This window comes from Kitasatospora sp. NPDC097605 (genome assembly GCF_040302725.1).
Classification (GTDB): domain Bacteria; phylum Actinomycetota; class Actinomycetes; order Streptomycetales; family Streptomycetaceae; genus Kitasatospora.
Genome location: NZ_JBEOSF010000019.1, coordinates 121,806 through 138,299, shown reverse-complemented (window position 1 = coordinate 138,299; position 16,494 = coordinate 121,806). Strand labels below are relative to the sequence as shown.

20 protein-coding genes are annotated in these 16,494 nt (G+C 74.1%); 8 read left to right on the top strand and 12 right to left on the bottom strand.

The genetic code is table 11. The features are described 5' to 3' along the window. The first annotated feature begins 97 nt into the window (after window positions 1-97). The 5 genes from ABTX81_RS22505 to ABTX81_RS22485 all read left to right on the top strand — a co-directional run bounded on the left by ABTX81_RS22505 (window position 98) and on the right by ABTX81_RS22485 (window position 4,789). Window positions 98-1,657: a TldD/PmbA family protein gene (locus ABTX81_RS22505; protein WP_350548487.1), complete on the top strand. Its 1,560-nt coding sequence runs from the start codon at window positions 98-100 to the stop codon at window positions 1,655-1,657. After that, window positions 1,657-3,063, top strand: a complete 1,407-nt coding sequence (locus tag ABTX81_RS22500) for a metallopeptidase TldD-related protein (RefSeq protein ID WP_350548427.1) — start codon at window positions 1,657-1,659, stop codon at window positions 3,061-3,063. The genes ABTX81_RS22505 and ABTX81_RS22500 overlap by 1 nt, the downstream gene beginning before the upstream one ends. 31 nt (window positions 3,064-3,094) lie before the next feature. Further along, window positions 3,095-3,643 carry an RNA 2'-phosphotransferase gene (locus tag ABTX81_RS22495; RefSeq protein ID WP_350548425.1) on the top strand — a complete coding sequence of 183 codons (549 nt, stop codon included), beginning with the start codon at window positions 3,095-3,097 and terminating at the stop codon, window positions 3,641-3,643. 82 nt (window positions 3,644-3,725) lie between these two features. Continuing rightward, the gene (locus ABTX81_RS22490) at window positions 3,726-4,136 is read left to right on the top strand and encodes a DUF3099 domain-containing protein (protein WP_502892831.1); all 411 of its coding nucleotides are present in this window, start codon (window positions 3,726-3,728) and stop codon (window positions 4,134-4,136) included. A gap of 419 nt (window positions 4,137-4,555) precedes the next feature. Further along, window positions 4,556-4,789, top strand: a complete 234-nt coding sequence (locus ABTX81_RS22485; RefSeq protein WP_350548423.1) for a hypothetical protein — start codon at window positions 4,556-4,558, stop codon at window positions 4,787-4,789. Window positions 4,790-4,792: 3 nt separating this feature from the next. Here ABTX81_RS22485 and moaA read toward each other — a convergent pair whose 3' ends face one another. From moaA to ABTX81_RS22465, 4 genes are all read right to left on the bottom strand, one after another. Continuing rightward, window positions 4,793-5,782, bottom strand: coding sequence for a GTP 3',8-cyclase MoaA (moaA, locus tag ABTX81_RS22480; RefSeq protein ID WP_350548421.1), 990 nt, complete (start codon window positions 5,780-5,782; stop codon window positions 4,793-4,795). A 92-nt stretch (window positions 5,783-5,874) separates the two neighbouring features. Next, window positions 5,875-7,485, bottom strand: coding sequence for a monocarboxylic acid transporter (locus tag ABTX81_RS22475; protein WP_350548419.1), 1,611 nt, complete (start codon window positions 7,483-7,485; stop codon window positions 5,875-5,877). After that, the gene (locus tag ABTX81_RS22470) at window positions 7,482-7,838 is read right to left on the bottom strand and encodes a DUF485 domain-containing protein (protein WP_350548417.1); all 357 of its coding nucleotides are present in this window, start codon (window positions 7,836-7,838) and stop codon (window positions 7,482-7,484) included. The genes ABTX81_RS22475 and ABTX81_RS22470 overlap by 4 nt, the downstream gene beginning before the upstream one ends. Before the next feature lie 262 nt (window positions 7,839-8,100). Continuing rightward, the gene (locus tag ABTX81_RS22465; protein WP_350548415.1) at window positions 8,101-9,144 is read right to left on the bottom strand and encodes a zinc-dependent alcohol dehydrogenase family protein; all 1,044 of its coding nucleotides are present in this window, start codon (window positions 9,142-9,144) and stop codon (window positions 8,101-8,103) included. Between the two features lie 183 nt (window positions 9,145-9,327). Between ABTX81_RS22465 and ABTX81_RS22460 the strand changes: the two genes are divergently transcribed. Together ABTX81_RS22460 and ABTX81_RS22455 are read left to right on the top strand one after the other, a co-directional pair. After that, complete coding sequence (locus ABTX81_RS22460) at window positions 9,328-10,326, top strand: DEDDh family exonuclease (RefSeq protein ID WP_350548413.1); 999 nt, start codon at window positions 9,328-9,330, stop codon at window positions 10,324-10,326. 31 nt (window positions 10,327-10,357) lie between these two features. Beyond that, window positions 10,358-11,155 (top strand): SURF1 family cytochrome oxidase biogenesis protein, encoded by a 798-nt coding sequence (locus ABTX81_RS22455; RefSeq protein ID WP_350548412.1) that lies wholly within the window; start codon window positions 10,358-10,360, stop codon window positions 11,153-11,155. 25 nt (window positions 11,156-11,180) lie between these two features. Here ABTX81_RS22455 and trxA read toward each other — a convergent pair whose 3' ends face one another. The 3 genes from trxA to ABTX81_RS22440 all read right to left on the bottom strand — a co-directional run bounded on the left by trxA (window position 11,181) and on the right by ABTX81_RS22440 (window position 12,638). Further along, window positions 11,181-11,513 carry a thioredoxin gene (trxA, locus tag ABTX81_RS22450; RefSeq protein ID WP_350548410.1) on the bottom strand — a complete coding sequence of 111 codons (333 nt, stop codon included), beginning with the start codon at window positions 11,511-11,513 and terminating at the stop codon, window positions 11,181-11,183. Window positions 11,514-11,516: 3 nt separating this feature from the next. Then, window positions 11,517-11,963 (bottom strand): MerR family transcriptional regulator, encoded by a 447-nt coding sequence (locus ABTX81_RS22445; RefSeq protein WP_350548408.1) that lies wholly within the window; start codon window positions 11,961-11,963, stop codon window positions 11,517-11,519. A 99-nt stretch (window positions 11,964-12,062) separates the two neighbouring features. After that, entirely contained in the window at window positions 12,063-12,638 is a 576-nt protein-coding gene (locus ABTX81_RS22440) for a hypothetical protein (protein ID WP_350548406.1), read from the bottom strand. Window positions 12,639-12,811: 173 nt separating this feature from the next. On the opposite strand from ABTX81_RS22440, the gene ABTX81_RS22435 reads away from it, so the two are divergent. Next, a complete protein-coding gene (locus tag ABTX81_RS22435; protein ID WP_350548404.1) occupies window positions 12,812-13,585 on the top strand; it encodes an SDR family oxidoreductase in 774 nt (257 codons plus the stop codon). 16 nt (window positions 13,586-13,601) lie between these two features. On the opposite strand, the gene ABTX81_RS22430 is transcribed toward ABTX81_RS22435, so the two are convergent. From ABTX81_RS22430 to ABTX81_RS22410, 5 genes are all read right to left on the bottom strand, one after another. Further along, complete coding sequence (locus ABTX81_RS22430; protein WP_350548402.1) at window positions 13,602-14,246, bottom strand: Asp23/Gls24 family envelope stress response protein; 645 nt, start codon at window positions 14,244-14,246, stop codon at window positions 13,602-13,604. Continuing rightward, window positions 14,243-14,881: a DUF6286 domain-containing protein gene (locus tag ABTX81_RS22425; RefSeq protein WP_350548400.1), complete on the bottom strand. Its 639-nt coding sequence runs from the start codon at window positions 14,879-14,881 to the stop codon at window positions 14,243-14,245. Before ABTX81_RS22425 ends, ABTX81_RS22430 begins: the two co-directional genes overlap by 4 nt. 355 nt (window positions 14,882-15,236) lie before the next feature. Next, window positions 15,237-15,596: a hypothetical protein gene (locus tag ABTX81_RS22420; protein ID WP_350548398.1), complete on the bottom strand. Its 360-nt coding sequence runs from the start codon at window positions 15,594-15,596 to the stop codon at window positions 15,237-15,239. Beyond that, a complete protein-coding gene (locus ABTX81_RS22415) occupies window positions 15,596-15,787 on the bottom strand; it encodes a hypothetical protein (RefSeq protein WP_350548396.1) in 192 nt (63 codons plus the stop codon). Before ABTX81_RS22415 ends, ABTX81_RS22420 begins: the two co-directional genes overlap by 1 nt. A 37-nt stretch (window positions 15,788-15,824) precedes the next feature. Then, the gene (locus tag ABTX81_RS22410) at window positions 15,825-16,343 is read right to left on the bottom strand and encodes an Asp23/Gls24 family envelope stress response protein (RefSeq protein ID WP_350548394.1); all 519 of its coding nucleotides are present in this window, start codon (window positions 16,341-16,343) and stop codon (window positions 15,825-15,827) included. Between the last annotated feature and the right edge of the window lie 151 nt (window positions 16,344-16,494).

Here is a 16,494-nt window from a genome sequence, read left to right as displayed (position 1 = left end):
AAACCCGTTTGACGGGCAATGATGCGGTTCGGGTGCCCCTGTCCCCACGGGGGCGCCCGACCGCCGTCCGCCCGACCAGGGAGCCCGATTGCCTCCGCTGCCCCCGACCAGCACACCGCCGTCCCGTGCCGGCGCCCCGCGCGCCGTCGACCCGCTCTTCCTCGGCTACCCGCTGCCCGCGCTCGCCGACGCCGCCCTCACCCGGGCCCGCGAACTCGGCGCCGCGCACGCCGACTTCCGCCTGGAGCGGGTGCGCAGCGCCTCCTGGCGGCTGCGCGACGCCCGCCCGGCCGGCACCTCCGACAGCGTCCAGCTCGGCTTCGCCGTCCGGGTGCTGCTGGACGGCGCCTGGGGCTTCGCCGCCGGGGTGGACCTCACCCCGGAGGCGGCCGCCCGGGTGGCCGCGCAGGCCGTCGAGGTGGCCCGGCTCTCCGGCGGGATCAGCCGGGCGGCGGGGTCGGCGGAGCGGGTCGAGCTGGCCGGCGAGCCGGTGCACCGGGACGCCACCTGGGTCTCCGCGTACGAGGTGAACCCCTTCGAGGTGCCGGACGCCGAGAAGACGGCGCTGCTCGCCGAGTGGAGCGGCCGGCTGCTGGCCGCCGAGGGCGTCTCGCACGTCCAGGCGACCCTGCTGACCGTCCAGGAGAACAAGTTCTACGCGGACACCGCCGGCACCGTCACCACCCAGCAGCGGATCCGGCTGCACCCGGTGCTGGAGGCCACTTCGGTGGACGGGCGCACCGGCGCCTTCGACTCGATGCGCACCCTGGCCCCGCCGGCCGGTCGGGGCTGGGAGTACCTGACGGGCACCGGCTGGGACTGGAACGCCGAGCTCGCCGAACTGCCCGTCCTGCTGGCCGAGAAGATGAAGGCGCCGAGCGTCGAGGCGGGCCGCTACGACCTGGTGATCGACCCGTCCAACCTCTGGCTGACCATCCACGAGTCGATCGGCCACGCCACCGAGCTGGACCGCGCCCTCGGCTACGAGGCCGCCTACGCCGGCACCTCGTTCGCCACCTTCGACAAGCTCGGCTCGCTGAAGTACGGCTCCGAGCTGATGCACGTCACCGGCGACCGCACCTCCGAGCACGGCCTGTCCACCGTCGGCTACGACGACGAGGGGGTGGCCGCGCAGTCCTGGGACCTCGTCAAGGACGGCGTGCTGGTCGGGTACCAGCTCGACCGGGCGATGGCGAGGCTCAAGGGCTTCGAGCGCTCCAACGGCTGCGCCTTCGCCGACTCCCCCGCGCACGTCCCGGTGCAGCGGATGGCCAATGTCTCGCTCCAGCCGGTCGAGGGCGGCCCGTCCACCGAGGGCCTGTTCGCGGGCGTCGAGAACGGCCTCTACATCGTCGGCGACCGTTCGTGGTCGATCGACATGCAGCGCTACAACTTCCAGTTCACCGGGCAGCGCGCCTACGCCATCCGCAACGGCGAACTCGCGGGCCAGGTCAAGGACTTCGCCTACCAGGCCACCACCACCGACTTCTGGGGCTCGATGGCGGCCGTCGGCGGCCCGCAGACCTATGTGCTGGGCGGCGCCTTCAACTGCGGCAAGGCCCAGCCCGGCCAGGTCGCCGCGGTCAGCCACGGCTGCCCCTCCGCGCTGTTCCGCGACATCAACGTGCTCAACACCCAGCAGGAGGCGGGCCACTGATGACCGCGACGATGCAGCCCCACGAACTCGTCGAGCTGGCACTCGGCCTCTCCCGCGCCGACGGCTGCGTGGTGATCGCCGACGAGGAGTCCACCGCCAACCTGCGCTGGGCCGGGAACGCGCTCACCACCAACGGCGTCACCCGGGGCCGCCGGCTCACCGTGATCGCCACGGTCGCCGGCGCCGAGGGCACCGCCTCCGGCGTGGTCTCCCGCGAGGCCGTCGGGCCGGACGACGTGGCGGAACTGGTCCGGGCCGCCGAGGACGCCGCCCGCGCCGCCGGTCCGGCCGAGGACGCGCAGCCGTTGGTCACCCTCGCCGAGCAGGCGAACTCGCCGCACTTCACCCAGCCGCCCGCGGAGACCTCCATCGCGGTGTTCGAGGAGTTCGGACCGGCCCTCGGCCGGGCCTTCGCCCGCGCCGCCGAGCAGGGCGAGCTGCTGTACGGCTTCGCCCGGCACGAGCTGGTCACCAGCTACCTGGGCACCTCCACCGGCCTGCGGCTGCGCCACGACCAGCCGACCGGCATGGTCGAGCTGAACGCCAAGACCGCCGACCTGTCCGGCTCGGCCTGGACCGGCGCCGCCACCCAGGACTTCTCCGACGTGGACGTCACCGCCCTGCACGCCGAGGCGACCCGCCGGCTCGGCTGGGGCAAGCGCCGGATCGACCTGCCGGCCGGCCGCTACGAGACGCTGCTGCCGCCGTCCGCGATCGCCGACCTCATGGTGTACCTGACCTGGTCGGCCGGCGGCCGGGACGCCTTCGAGGGCCGGACGGTGTTCTCCAGGCCCGGCGGGGGAACCCGGATCGGCGAGAAGCTGGCCGGACTGCCGCTGACACTGCGCTCCGACCCGGACGAGCCGGGCCTGGAGTCCGCGCCGTTCGTGCTGGCGCACGCCAGCGAGGACGAGTCCTCGGTGTTCGACAACGGCCTGCCGCTGACCGCCACCGACTGGATCCGGGACGGCGAGCTGTCCGCCCTGGTCACCAACCGGCACGCGGCCGCCCTCGGCGGACTGCCGCCGCGCCCGGCGATCGACAACCTGATTCTGGAGACGTCCGACCAGGAGGCGGCGCCGACCCTGGAGGAGATGATCGCCCGCACCGAGCGCGGCCTGCTGCTCACCTGCCTCTGGTACATCCGCGAGGTGGACCCCGCGACCCTGCTGCTGACCGGCCTCACCCGCGACGGCGTCTACCTGGTGGAGAACGGCGAGGTGGTCGGGGCGGTGAACAACTTCCGCTTCAACGAGTCGCCGGTGGAACTGCTGGGCCGGATCACCGAGGTCGGCCGCACCGAGCGCTGCCTGCCGCGTGAGTGGAGCGACTGGTTCACCCGGACGGCGATGCCGCCGGTCCGGGTGCCGGGATTCAACATGAGTTCGGTCAGCCAGGCCTCGTAGCCGGGCGGCCGCGACGGAAGGACCGAGAGGCGTGGACGAGAAGCGCACGGTGAAGACCAGCAAGATGCTGTCGCGCATCCTGCGGCACGAGCCCGGCCGGGTCGGGATCACCCTGGACGCGGCCGGCTGGGTCCGGGTGGACGTGCTGCTCGGCGCCCTGGCGGCCCGGGGCACCCGGCTGACCAGGGCCGAGCTGGACCACGTGGTGGCGACCAACAACAAGCGCCGCTTCGCCTTCTCGCCGGACGGCCTCTCGATCCGCGCCAGCCAGGGGCACACGGTGGCGGTCGACCTCGGTCTGACCGCCACCGAGCCCCCGCCGGTGCTGTTCCACGGCACGGCCACCCGCAGCCTGGCGGCGATCCTCCAGGAGGGCCTGCTCCCGATGGCCCGCCGGGACGTCCACCTGTCGGCGGACGCCGAGACCGCGACCCGGGTGGGCGCCCGGCACGGCCGGCCGGTGGTGCTCCTGGTGGACGCGGCCGCGATGGCGGCGGCGGGTCACGAGTTCCGGGTGAGCGACAACGGGGTCTGGCTGACCGACGCGGTCCCGCCGGAGTACCTCTCCCAGGGCCATTAGGGGCACGTCCACGGACCCGGTCTCGTCGCCGGTGCCCTCCCGGCGTACCGTGAGAAGGCCGCGCGGCGAGGCGCGCGGGCGCGTGGACGAGGGCGGTTGGGACATGGGCAAGAGCGCCGACGGCGGGCAGGTCTACCGGATCACGGGGGCGCGCAGCAGCCTCAGCGAGGACGTCCGCGGGCGGCAGCGCCGCTATGTGGCCTCGATGCTGCTGCGGACGGTCTGCGTGCTGCTCGCGGTGGTGCTGTGGGACGTCCAGCGGTGGCTGGCCTTCGCCGCCCTTGCGGGCGGGGTGCTGCTGCCGTACTTCGCGGTGCTGCTCGCCAACGCGGGCCGGGAGCGGGCCCCGGGGCTGCCGTCCACCTTCGACGTGCCGCCGGACACGCCGCTGATGCTGGGTCCCGGCGGCGCCGGCGCCCGCGGTGCGGATGTGACGCAGGGTGCCGATGGGGCGGGGCGTGTGCCCACCGATTCTTCACAGAGCCAGAGCTGACCGTCCGTTTTGAGCCACTATCCACCCCTTGCCCAGCCGGAAAGCTCAAAAGAAGCTCAGATTAATCATGCAAGACCTCCCCATACCCACCCCACCCCGTGACATACTGCGTACGCGCTCCGCATCCCCCGTCGGAGCGACGGACCGACGCCGGGCGGCTCCCCCCGTGGCTGCCCGGCGTCGCCGCATTTTCTGGGGCTCGGCTCGCCTCCGGGCCGCTCTTACCCGGCGCCGACGGTCGTCGCTCCGGCACTCCCTCCTTCGTCGGTCGCTTGTCGCTCCTCGCTTTCGGCACCGGCGCGGCCCTTCGGCTCGCTCGCACGTGCTCGGGCGGGCTGGGCGGGCTGGGCGTGGTGGGGTGGGGGTCTGAGAGACTGGCGGTGACGATTTCCCGCCGACCGCTCCGAGGACGACCGACGATGCTGCTGCCCGACGCCCCCCAGCCGGAGACCCCGATCTGCTCCGCCAAGGGCTGCCGGGCGGACGCCGTGTGGGTGCTGGTGTGGAACAACCCCAAGCTGCACACGCCCGACCGGCGCAAGACCTGGCTGGCCTGCGAGGAGCACCGCGAGCACCTGTCCCAGTTCCTCGGCGTGCGCGGGTTCCTCAAGGAGGTCCTGCCCTTCGCCGGCGGGACCCCCGGGGAGAGCTGAGCCTCAGCCCCCGATGGCCGACATCGGCCGGGCCGGCTGGTGGAAGTCCGGGTCGTCGATGCCGGCGCCGGCCTTCTTGCCCCACATCGCGGCGCGCCACAGGGCGGCCAGTTCGGCGTCGTCGGCGCCGGAGCGCAGCGCGCTGCGCAGGTCGGTCTCGCCGGTGGCGAACAGGCAGTTGCGGACCTGGCCGTCGGCGGTGAGCCGGGTGCGGTCGCAGGCGCGGCAGAACGGGCGGGTCACCGAGGCGATCACGCCGACCCGGCCCGGGCCGCCGTCCACCAGGAAGCGTTCGGCAGGGGCCGCGCCGCGGGCGGCGGAGGGCTCGGGGGTGAGGGTGAACCGGGCGGACAGCCGCTCCAGGATCTCCTCGGCGGTGATCATCGCGGAGCGGTCCCAGCCGTGCTGGGCGTCCAGCGGCATCTGCTCGATGAACCGCAGTTCGTAGCCGCGCTCCAGGCACCAGGCGAGCAGCGCGGGTGCCTCGTGCTCGTTGAGGCCGCGCATCAGCACCGCGTTGAGCTTCACCGGGGTGAGCCTGGCCTCCTCGGCGGCGGCCAGGCCGGCCAGCACGTCGTGGTGGCGGCGGCGCCGGGTGAGGGTGTGGAAGGTGGCCTCGTCGAGGGTGTCGAGCGAAACGTTGACCCGGTCCAGGCCGGCCGAGCGCAGTGCCGCCGCGGTGCGGGCGAGGCCGATGCCGTTGGTGGTGAGCGAGAGCTCGGGGCGCGGGTCGAGGGCGGCGCAGGCCTCGACGATGCCGACCAGCCCGGGGCGCAGCAGCGGCTCGCCGCCGGTGAAGCGGACCTCCTGGACGCCGAGGTCGCGCACCGCGACGGTCACCAGCCGGACGATCTCCTCGTCGGTGAGGAGCTCGGGCTTGGCCAGCCACTGCAGGCCCTCCTCGGGCATGCAGTAGGTGCAGCGCAGATTGCACCGGTCGGTGAGGGAGACCCGCAGGTCGACGGCGCGGCGGCCGAAGGTGTCGAGCAGCACGGCGGTCCCTTCCCGAGTGAGGTGCCGCCGGGAGGCGGCCGGCCCGGCCACCGTCACGGCGGGGCCGGGCCAGCTTAGTCATCGTCCGCCGGTCAGTGGGCGCCCAGCCCGGTGAGTGAGCGGACCTCGAGTTCAGCGTACTTCGCCGGGTCGGCCCGGCGGCGGGAGAGGACGGTGCCGGCCCAGCCGGCCAGGAAGCCGACCGGGATGGAGACCAGTCCGGGGTTCTCCAGCGGGAACCAGTGGAAGTCGGAGTGCGGGAAGAGCGAGTTCTTCGCGCCCGAGACGACCGGGGAGAAGATCACCAGCGCCACCGAGCAGATCAGCCCGGCGTAGACGGAGCTGACCGCGCCGGTGGTGTTGAACCGCTTCCAGAACAGCGAGTACAGCAGGGTGGGCAGGTTGGCCGAGGCGGCCACCGCGAAGGCCAGGGCGACCAGCGCGGCGGCGTTGAGCTTGTCGGCGAACAGGCTGAGCACGATCGCCACCGCGCCGATCCCGGCGGCGGCCCACTTGGCGACGCGCACCTCCTCGCGCTCGGAGACCCTGCCGCGCCGGATGACGTTGGCGTAGAGGTCGTGGGCGAAGGAGGCCGAGGAGGCGAGGGTGAGCCCGGCGACCACGGCGAGGATGGTGGCGAAGGCGACTGCGGAGATCACCGCCAGCAGCACCGCCCCGCCGGTGGTGCCCGCGCCGCCGCCGAGTTGCTCGGCGAGCTGCGGGGCGGCGGTGTTGCCGGCCGCGTTGGCGGCCTTGATCGCCTTGGGGCCGACCAGGGCCGCGGCGCCGAAGCCGAGCGCGAGGGTCATCAGGTAGAAGCCGCCGATGATGCCGATCGCCCAGAGCACCGACTTCCGCGCGGCCTTGGCGGTGGGCACGGTGTAGAAGCGGACCAGGATGTGCGGCAGGCCGGCGGTGCCGAGCACCAGGGCGAGGCCGAGGCTGAGGAAGTCGAGTTTGCTGGTGCCGGTGACGCCGTACTTCAGGCCCGGTTCGAGGAAGGCGTTGGCCTTGCCGCTGGCGTCGGCGGCGGCGCCGAGCAGCGCGGAGAGGTTGAAGTGGTACTTGGCCAGCACCAGGACGGTCATCAGCGCGGTGCCGGCGATCAGCAGCACCGCCTTGACGATCTGCACCCAGGTGGTGCCCTTCATCCCCCCTATGGCGACGTAGAGGACCATCAGGGCGCCGACCGCGACGATGGTCCACCGCTTGGCGGCGTCGCCGCTGACCCCGAGGAGCAGGGCGACCAGGCTGCCGGCGCCGACCATCTGGGCGAGCAGGTAGAAGATCGACACCACGATGGTGGAGATGCCGGCGGCGGTGCGCACCGGGCGCTGGCGCATCCGGAAGGCCAGGACGTCGGCCATGGTGTAGCGGCCGGAGTTGCGCAGCGGTTCGGCGACCAGCAGCAGCGCGACCAGCCAGGCCACCAGGAAGCCGATGGAGTAGAGGAAGCCGTCGTAGCCGAAGAGCGCGATGGCGCCGGCGATGCCGAGGAAGGACGCGGCGGACATGTAGTCGCCGGAGATGGCGAGGCCGTTCTGGAAGCCGGAGAAGGCGCGCCCGCCGGCGTAGAAGTCGGCGGCGTCCTTGGTCTGCCGGCCGGCCCAGACGGTGATGCCGAGGGTGGCGAGCACGAAGAGCCCGAACAGGGTCATCGTGAGACCGCGGTGGTCGGTGGCGGAGCTGGCGATCAGGTTCATTCGGCGGCCTCCCGGGGGGCGTGGACGACCGCACCGCGCGCCTCGCGGATCGCGGACGCCCGGGGGTCGATCCTCCGGTCGGCGTAGCGCGCGTACCAGGCCGCGATGGCGAAGGTGGTGACGAACTGCATCAGCCCGAGGGCGAGGGCGACGTTGATGTGCCCGACGACCCTGGTGCCCATCAGGGCGGGCGCGTAGCCGGAGAGCAGCACGTAGAGCAGGTACCAGAGCACGAAACCGATGGTGACCGGGAACGCGAAGTTCCGGAACGAGCGCCGGAGGTTGCGGAACTCCGCACTCTCCTCGATGAGTTGGGTTTCGCTGGGGGTGGTGGTGATCGGCGGCGATTCCACTCTGACTCCTCACTCCTTCGGCGTAGCGGTCGCATCAGTGGAAACGATCGGACGTGAGCGAAGTCACAACCCCGATGCGCGCCGCGCCATGCTAGGAGCGGCCCGCTTCACCCGAAAGGGTTTGACCGTGATCAGCCAAACCTTCACTCGTTCGCCGCAACCGAGTGACCGAAAACCACCTGTTCGGGCACAAGCGAGGGGTGGCCCGGCGAACCGGACCACCCCTGGCCGTACGTCACGGCGGTGCGTCAACAGCGCTACGTCAGAAAGCGATCCGCACCTTCAGGGCCGAACGGTCGTCCATCGCCCGGTAGCCGTCCGGGACGCCGTCGAGGTCCACCGTGCGGTCGAAGACCAGGCCCGGCTCGATGGCGCCGGACAGCACGTCCGGCAGCAGCTCGGGGATGTAGGCGCGGGCCGGCGCGACGCCGCCGCCCAGCGAGACGTTCCGGCCGAACATCTGACCGATGTCGACGCCCGCGCTGCCGCCGTGCGGCACGCCCACGTAGCCGACGGCGCCGCCGTCCCGGGCGATCGACACGGCCGTGCGCATCGACTCCTCGGTGCCGACCGCCTCCAGCACGGAGTGCGCGCCCTGGCCGCCGGTCAGCTCCCGGACGGCCTCGATCGCCGCCTCGCCGCGCTCGGCGACCACGTCGGTCGCGCCGAAGCGGCGGGCCAGGTCGGTACGGGCGGTGTGCCGGCCGAGCGCGATGATCCGCCCGGCACCCAGCCGGTGCGCGGCCAGCACCCCGCACAGGCCCACCGCGCCGTCACCGACCACCGCCACCGTCGCACCCGGCCGCACCCGCGCCGAGACCGCCGCGTGGTGCCCGGTCGCCATCACGTCGGAGAGCGCCAGCAGACCCGGCAGCAGCTTCTCGTCGCCCTGCGCCTCCTTGGGCAGCTTCACCAGGGTGCCGTCCGCGAACGGGACGCGCACCGCCTCGCCCTGCCCGCCGTCCGAGCCGACCTGCCCCCAGAAGCCGCCGTGCGGGCAGGAGGTCTGCAGGCCCTCGCGACAGAAATCACACGTGCCGTCCGACCAGACGAACGGCGCCACCACCAGGTCGCCCGGCCGGAAGCCGCGCACCTCGGAGCCGGTCTCCTCCACCACGCCGAGGAACTCGTGCCCGATCCGCTGCCCGGACACCCGCGAGGCGACGCCGCGGTACGCCCACAGGTCGCTGCCGCAGATGCAGGCGTTCACCACCCGCACCACCGCGTCGGTCGCCTGCTGGACCGCCGCGTCCGGCACCTCCTCGATCCGGATGTCGTTGGGACCGTGGATGACCGTGGCGCGCATGAGGGTTCGTCCTTCGCAGAGGTGCCCGCAGGGGTGTCGCGGGCGACCGGAAAACAATCGACCAGGTGTACGACGACTGCACCGTCCACTCTATTCCGGGCCGTCCCGGCCGACCCTCCGGGCGACCCCGGTCACCTGCGAACCGCCGTCCGCGGTCGGCGGCGGGCCTTATTCTGTTGGACCATGTACGCGATCCAGCCCGAGACCCCCGGCGCAGCACCGCGGACCGCCGCGGTCCCGGCCCAGCGCTCCGCCGCCCCCGACGGCGGCTTCGCGGTGGTCGACGTCGAGACCACCGGCCTCGGCCGCACGGACCGCGTCATCTCGGCGGGCGTCTACCGGCTGGACGGGGACGGCGAGGTCGTCGACCACTGGTACACCCTGGTCAACCCGGAGCGCGATCCCGGCCCGGTCTGGATCCACGGCCTCACCAACGACCTGCTGGCCGGCGCGCCCACCTTCCCGCAGATCGCCGACGAGTTCGCCGAGCGGCTGCGCGGCCGGGTGCTGGTCGCCCACAACGCGCTCTTCGACTGGAACATGATCTCCCGCGAGTTCTCCCGGGCCGGCCTGCACGCCCCGGTCGAGCAGCGGCTCTGCACCATGGTGCTGGCCCGCGACCTGCGGCTGCCGCTGCCCAACGGCAAGCTGTCCTCGCTGGCCGCGTACTTCGGCGTCCACCAGCGCCAGGCGCACAACGCGCTGGACGACGCCCGGGTGCTCGCCGAGGCGTTCCGCCCCAGCCTGGCGCTGGCCCGCTCGGGGGGCGTCCCGCTGCCGCTGCAGACCTGTGTGGCCGTCACCGACCTCGGCGAGGACGCGCCCGCCTCCCCCGCCCGCGCCTCCTGGACCGGCGCCGCGTACCGGCAGGCCAAGAAGCGCCCGCCGTGCCCGTACCCGAACCCCGGGCGCTGGGAGGACGGCAAGCCGCTGGTCCAGGGCATGCGGGTGGCGTTCACCGGCGACACCGCCACCGACCGCGAGCTGCTGGAGGACCGCGCCGTCGAGGCCGGTCTGCACATCGCCACCTCGGTGAGCCGGCTGACCAGCCTGCTGGTCACCAACGAGCCCGACAGCTGGAGCGGCAAGGCCCGCAAGGCCCGCGAGGTCGGCACCCCGGTGGTCGGCGAGGACGCCTTCCTCCAGCTGCTGCGCGAAGTCGCCCCGCACCCCGGTGCGTGAGCCGGTTGTGAGCAGGGCGTACCGTGCCCATGTGTACCGTTTTCTGCTCTCCCGGCGCTGGCTGATCGCTCTGCTGATCGCCCTGTTGCTGATCCCCACGACCATCCGGCTGGGGTTCTGGCAGCTGCACCGCCACGAGGCGCGGGTGGACCGCAACGAGCTGATCGCCCAGGCCCTCACCGCCGAGCCGGTGCCGTTCGACACCCTGTCGGCGACGCCCGGGTTCGCGGTGCCCAAGGACCTCGCCTGGCGCTCGGTGACGGCCACCGGACAGTACGACCCGGCGCACGAGTTCGTGGTCCGCAAGCGGACCGACTCCAGCGGGGACAAGATCGGCTACTTCGTGGTCACCCCGCTGGTGCTGGCCGACGGCCGGGGAAGCATCCTGGTCAACCGCGGCTGGGTGCCCTCCGGCACCTCCGCCACCGAGTACCCGGCCGTTCCGGCCGCACCGGCCGGCCAGGTCGCCCTGACCGGCCGGCTGCGCCCCGACGAGACCGCCACCGGCAGCCTCAAGGACCGGGCCGGCCTGCCGGACCGGCAGTTCAACCTGATCAGCACCGCCCAGCAGACCAAGGAGAGCGGCGCCGCCCTGCTCGGCGGCTACCTGGAGCTCACCGCCACCGAGCCGGCCCCCGCCGAGCAGCCCGAGCTGCTGCCCGAGCCCAACCACTCCGACATCGGCCCGCACATGGCGTACGCGATCCAGTGGTGGCTGTTCACCGCGATGATCCCGGTCGGGTTCGTGGTGATGGCGCGGCGCGAGGCCAAGGACCGGCGCAAGGAGGCCGCCGAGGCCGAGGGCCCGGCGGTCGCCGTCCCCGCCTGAGCCCCTCCGGCGACGGCCGGTCCGCTCAGAGCACGTCCTCCAGCTCGCGCAGCAGCCGGACCTTGGCCCGGGCGCCGACCACCGACTTCACCGGCTCGCCGCCGCGGAACAGCATCAGCGTCGGCATCGACAGCACCCCGTACGCCGCCTGGGTCTGCGGGTTGTGGTCGACGTCCAGGCTGACCACGGTCAGCCGGTGCGCCTCCTCCCGGGCGATCTCCGCCAGCACCGGCACCATCTGGCGGCACGGCGGGCACCAGTCGGCGGTGAAGTCCACCAGCACCGGCCCCTCGGCCTCCAGCACCTCGGCGGCGAAGGTCTCGTCCGTCACCGCCGGCACCCCTGTGATCTGCACCATGGTCTACCTCTTCTCCCACTCGTCCCGGTCGAGGGCCGCCGGTGCGGCCCATTCGCACTGCGGCGGCTCCGCGGCGGCCCCCGCGGCGAGCGCGTCGCGCTCCCGCTCGGCCCGGGCGTACTGCTCCGACACCCGGGAACGGACCTCCTGGAGCCGGGCGATGCACTCGTCCAGCTCGGACAGCTTCTTCCGGTAGACCTCCAGCGAGGCCGGGCAGGAGTCGCCGTGCGGGTGACCGGCCTGCAGACACTCGACGAACGGCCTGGTGTCCTCCAGACCGAAGCCGAAGTCCTGCAGCGTGCGGATCTGCCGCAGCAGCCGCAGGTCCTCCTCGCCGTACGCGCGGTAGCCGTTGCCGGCCCGCCGGGCCGGCAACAGCCCGAGCTGCTCGTAGTACCGCAGTGCCCGGGTGGTGGTCCCCGCCCGCTTCGCCAGTTCACCGATCCGCATGTCCGCACCCTGCCCTTCCGGCCGCTGTTCGAACGCCGCCGGGAACGACGGTAGACCTTGACGCGGGCGTCAACGCCAGCCACCGGAACGGGCGGGTGGTCAGGGCCGGCTGTTGTGGAAGCCGATCAGCACCGCGCCCCACCAGCCGGCCTGCGAGACCAGCGCGGAGGCCGCGCCCCGGGCGAGCAGCCCGGCCGGCGGGCGCTCCTCCCCGTACGCCGTGAGCCGGCGGTGCAGGGTGCCGGCGTACACGCCGTTCAGGGCGATCATCAGCACCAGGAACAGCTTGAGCTGCGTCAGCCCGGCGTCCAGGTGCGGTTCCAGCAGCGCGCCGGTGAGGGTCAGCCCGAGCAGTCCGCCCCAGACCGGCACGTGCAGCGGGGCGGTGAAGTCCACCACCTCGCGCAGCGGCCGGCGGCCGAGCAGCCAGAGCAGCCCGTAGTAGTCGATCGCCAGCACCGCGCCGAAGCCGACCACCAGGGTGGCCAGATGGCCGAAGAGCGCGACCGTGTGCAGCGTCGGGCCGGTGTGCAGATGCCCGGCGGTCCAGGCGCTGCTCCCCCAGAGCAGGCAGACGACGGCGACCGCACCGACGACGCGCAGTCTGCGCCGGGCGTCGTCCGGCGCGTCCGCGGCTCCCCCCGGGGCCGGGACGGTCGGGTGGTACTGGGGCATGACGGCTCCGTGATCGAGGGGAGGGTGGCGCGAAAAGCAAGGGTAGGTTTCCCTAACTTTTGCATCGCCGTCAACTTTCGGCCAAGGATCGTGATGATTCGGCCACGGACCACCCGGCCGGCGCCGTCGGGGCCGGCCGCCCGGCGTCCGGGCCGACCCGGCAGGATGGATCCATGGATCTTGGACTGCAGAACAAGGTGTACGTGGTCACCGGCGCGACCCGGGGCCTGGGCCTGGCCACCGCCCGTGAGCTCGCCGCCGACGGCGCCCGGGTGCTGGTCACCGGCCGGAGCCGGGAGGCCGTCGACGGGGCCGTCGCCCAGCTCGCCACCCTCGGCGAGGAGCCGGACGCGGTGCACGGGCTGGTGGCCGACAACGCCGACCCGGCGACCGCCGAGCGGATCGTCGCGGCGGCCGTCGAGCGGTTCGGCCGGCTCGACGGCGTCCTGATCAGCGTCGGCGGACCGCAGGCCGGCCCGGTCGCCACCGCCCCCGAGGAGGCCTGGCGGAACGCCTTCGAGTCGGTCTTCCTCGGCGCCCTGCGGATCGCCCGCACCGCCGCCGGCACGCTCGGCGAGGGCGGCGTGATCGGCTTCGTGCTCTCCGGCTCCGTCCGCCAGCCGATCGCCGGCCTCGGCATCTCCAACGGCCTGCGCCCGGGCCTGGCGATGGCCGCCAAGTCGCTCGCCGACGAACTCGGCCCGCGCGGCATCCGGGTGATCGGCCTGCTGCCGGCCCGGATCGACACCGACCGGGTGCGCGAGCTCGACGCCCTCGGCGGCGACGCCGAGGCCGCCCGCGCCCGGCACAGCGCCGACATCCCGCTCGGCCGCTACGGCACCCCCGAGGAGTTCGGCAAGGTCGCCGCCTTCCTGCTCTCCCCCGCCGCCTCCTACCTCACCGGGGTCATGGTCCCGGTCGACGGCGGCGCGCTGCGCGGACTCTGAGCGCCACCGGGCGGCGTCACACCACCCGCGGCCGCTTGCCGCGGTGGCGGTGGCGCCGCCCGGTGACCTCCGGCTGCGCCGCGACCACCCGGATCCGCAGGTCGGCGGGCAGCTCCGGCAGCCCCAGGCTGGTCAGCACCCCGGTGCGCGGGCCGGCCTCGAAGTGCTCGGCAAGCGCCGCCGGATCACCGCCCGGGGTCATCCGGACGGCCGCCCGCAGCCGCGGGTGCCGCGGCCCGCGCACCAGCCGGACGCCCGCCCGCTCGACCTCCGGCAGCACGACCGCACCGCTCTCCACCGCCTCCTCCAGCGCCCTGGTCCGCAGCCGCAACCGCAGACCCGGCGCGCCGGGCGTCGGCAGCACGACGCTGGTCGGGCCGCTGCGGCGCAGCTGGGCCACCAACCACCAGGCGGTGCCCGCGACCACCACGGTCAGCCCGCCGATCACCACCGGCCACCACCACGCCTCGCCCGTCCACCGGGTGCGGGAGTCCGCGCTCACCACCGGCTGGTCGGGCGAGGTGAGCGGCCACCAGGACGGCGGGTCGACGCCGAGCCGCCCGTACAGGTCGAGCCCGCCGGCCAGCACCAGTACCCCGGCCGCCAGCAGCACCGCCCCGACCACGCCCAGCAGCAGCCGGTTGACCGTTCCCCGGCTCACCCGGCACCGCCGTCCGCCGCGGACCGGGCGTCCTTGACGCTCTCCTCCACGGTGTCCTCCGTGCTGTCCTCCGTGCTGTCCTCGGCCGGCTTGGCGCGCCTGCGGCGGCCCGCCGTCCGCACGTCCAGCCGCAGGGGCCGGGCCAGCGTGACCGCCGCCAGCTCCTCGCGCAGCCGGCGCTGGACCGAGGCCGGGTCGGCCGGGCCGGCGAGCGCGATCCGCACCCGGCGCCGGTTGATCCGCACCCGCAGGTGCTCGACGCCCGGCAGCCCGGCGGCCCGGTCGGCCAGCAGGGCGGCCACCCCGGAGCGGTCGATGGCGGCGGAGGTCTCCCCGTGCGGGCGCAGCGGCAGCCAGCGGCGCAGACCGGGCGCGAGGGCGAGCCAGAGCAACCAGCCGCCGAGCAGCACCCCCGCGCCGGCGCCGAGGAGCACGGCCGTGTCGTCCAGGTGCCGGGTGGCCAGCTCGTCGGCCAGCTCCGCGCGCCACCGCCGGGCCTGATGTCCGGTCCGCACGGCGACCACGTCGTACAGCAGCGCCCCGGCCACCACCAGCAGCACGGCGGCCACCACGGCCGCCGCCACCGTGCGCGGCGCCCGCGGCCGCCGCACCTTCACCGCGCTCTCCCCACCCACACCCACCACCTCCGCCCGTGCCCTCACCGGCCACCCCCCGCGCCCGCCGCCACCCGGACGCCCACCGGCCGGCCTCCGGAACCGGCCGCTCGACCACCACCGCCACCCACCGGGTGCCCACCACGACGCGCCAGGCCGGCGCCCGCCGCCTCGGCCCGCACGCCCGCCGGGTGACCTCCGAGGCCGACCGCTCGACCACCACCGGCACCCACCGGGCGCCCTCCCCCACCCCGGCGCGCGAGGCCGGCGCCCGCCGCCTCCATCCCCACGCCCACCGGGGGGCTTCCGGGACCGACCGCTCGACCGGCACCCACCGGGCGCGCGAGACGCACGCGCGTCGTCTCGGTCGGGGAGTTCATCCGGGGGGCTCCGGGATCAGGTGCTCGATCACCACGACGACCGCGCTCACCCGGGTGCCGGTCAGGGTGCGGGTGTCGGTGGTGACGCGGTCGCGGACGGCGCGGGCGAGGGCGGTGAGGTCGGCGGGGAAGGGGAGGTCCACGGAGACGCGGACGGTGATCGGGGCGCCCGGGCTCGCCGGGCCGGTGACCGACACCTTCGGCGGGCCGCCCCGCGCGGTGCGGCCCTGCCAGGCGTCGGCGAGCGCCTCGCGGGCGGCGCGGGCGGCGATCCGGGCGTAGACGCGGTCGGCTATCCGCAGCCGGCCCCGGCCGCCGGGCTCCCGGTGGGCGGGGGCCGGGACGAGGGCCGCCATCAGCGGCGCCGGTCGCGGCCGCGCAGCAGGTCGCCGAGCTCGCCGGGCTCGATGTCGCCCTCCAGCAGGCGGCCGACCACGAATCCGGCCGCCCCGAGCACCGCCACCAGCAGGAACGCCGCGAAGCCGCCGAAGTATCCGGCGAAGCCGAGGGCCATTCCCACCACCAGGCCGACGATGGCCAGGTTCATCCGTTCCACCTCGTCTTCCGCCAGGTACCGCTACGGACTACTTCAGCTTGGGCCGCTGCCCGGAGGAGGGAACTTCCTCTTCCTCCTCCTCGACGTCGGGCTCGTCGGGCAGGTGGACGTCGTTGACGGCGATGTTGACCTCGACGACTTCCAACCCGGTCATCCGCTCGACCGCGTCGATGATGTTCTCCCGCACCTGGCGGGCGAGTTCGGGGATGACGACGCCGTACTCGACGACCAGCGCGATGTCGATGGCGGTCTGCTTCTCCCCCACCTCGGCCTTGATGCCCCGCCCGACGCTGCCGCGCCCGCCGGGGACCCGGTCGCGCATCGCGCCGAAGGTGCGGGCGAGGCCGGAGCCGAGGGCGTGGATGCCGCCGACCTCGCGCGCGGCCATTCCGGCGATCTTCTCGACCACGCCGACGGCCAGCGCGGTGCGGCCGCGCTCGCCGACCGCCTTGGCGGCCTCCGAGCTCGCCGGCGAGGCGGCGGTGGGCGGGACGCCGCCGTGCGGGGCGTTCTTGTACAGGGTGGCGGGCGTCGGAGTGTCAGGCATGGCTCATCTCCCGTCGTGCGGCTCCAGCTATATCGCAAATCGCTCCAACTCTGGCATTTCGCCACGAATCCCGCCCCCGGAGCAGCCGGAAGGCCCGAACGCGGGGAGGCCCGGCCCCGCGGGTGGGTCCCACGGGGCCGGGCCTCCCGGC

What these genes read in the sequence shown, in the direction of transcription:
- ABTX81_RS22500 (WP_350548427.1), top strand. Translation starts at nt 1,657, where the DNA reads ATGACCGCGACGATGCAGCCCCACGAACTCGTCGAGCTGGCACTCGGC.
- ABTX81_RS22485 (WP_350548423.1), top strand. Translation starts at nt 4,556, where the DNA reads ATGCTGCTGCCCGACGCCCCCCAGCCGGAGACCCCGATCTGCTCCGCC.
- ABTX81_RS22475 (WP_350548419.1), bottom strand. Translation starts at nt 7,485, where the DNA reads ATGAACCTGATCGCCAGCTCCGCCACCGACCACCGCGGTCTCACGATG.
- ABTX81_RS22465 (WP_350548415.1), bottom strand. Translation starts at nt 9,144, where the DNA reads ATGCGCGCCACGGTCATCCACGGTCCCAACGACATCCGGATCGAGGAG.
- ABTX81_RS22460 (WP_350548413.1), top strand. Translation starts at nt 9,328, where the DNA reads ATGTACGCGATCCAGCCCGAGACCCCCGGCGCAGCACCGCGGACCGCC.
- trxA (WP_350548410.1), bottom strand. Translation starts at nt 11,513, where the DNA reads ATGGTGCAGATCACAGGGGTGCCGGCGGTGACGGACGAGACCTTCGCC.
- ABTX81_RS22445 (WP_350548408.1), bottom strand. Translation starts at nt 11,963, where the DNA reads ATGCGGATCGGTGAACTGGCGAAGCGGGCGGGGACCACCACCCGGGCA.
- ABTX81_RS22440 (WP_350548406.1), bottom strand. Translation starts at nt 12,638, where the DNA reads ATGCCCCAGTACCACCCGACCGTCCCGGCCCCGGGGGGAGCCGCGGAC.
- ABTX81_RS22435 (WP_350548404.1), top strand. Translation starts at nt 12,812, where the DNA reads ATGGATCTTGGACTGCAGAACAAGGTGTACGTGGTCACCGGCGCGACC.
- ABTX81_RS22420 (WP_350548398.1), bottom strand. Translation starts at nt 15,596, where the DNA reads ATGGCGGCCCTCGTCCCGGCCCCCGCCCACCGGGAGCCCGGCGGCCGG.
- ABTX81_RS22415 (WP_350548396.1), bottom strand. Translation starts at nt 15,787, where the DNA reads ATGAACCTGGCCATCGTCGGCCTGGTGGTGGGAATGGCCCTCGGCTTC.
- ABTX81_RS22410 (WP_350548394.1), bottom strand. Translation starts at nt 16,343, where the DNA reads ATGCCTGACACTCCGACGCCCGCCACCCTGTACAAGAACGCCCCGCAC.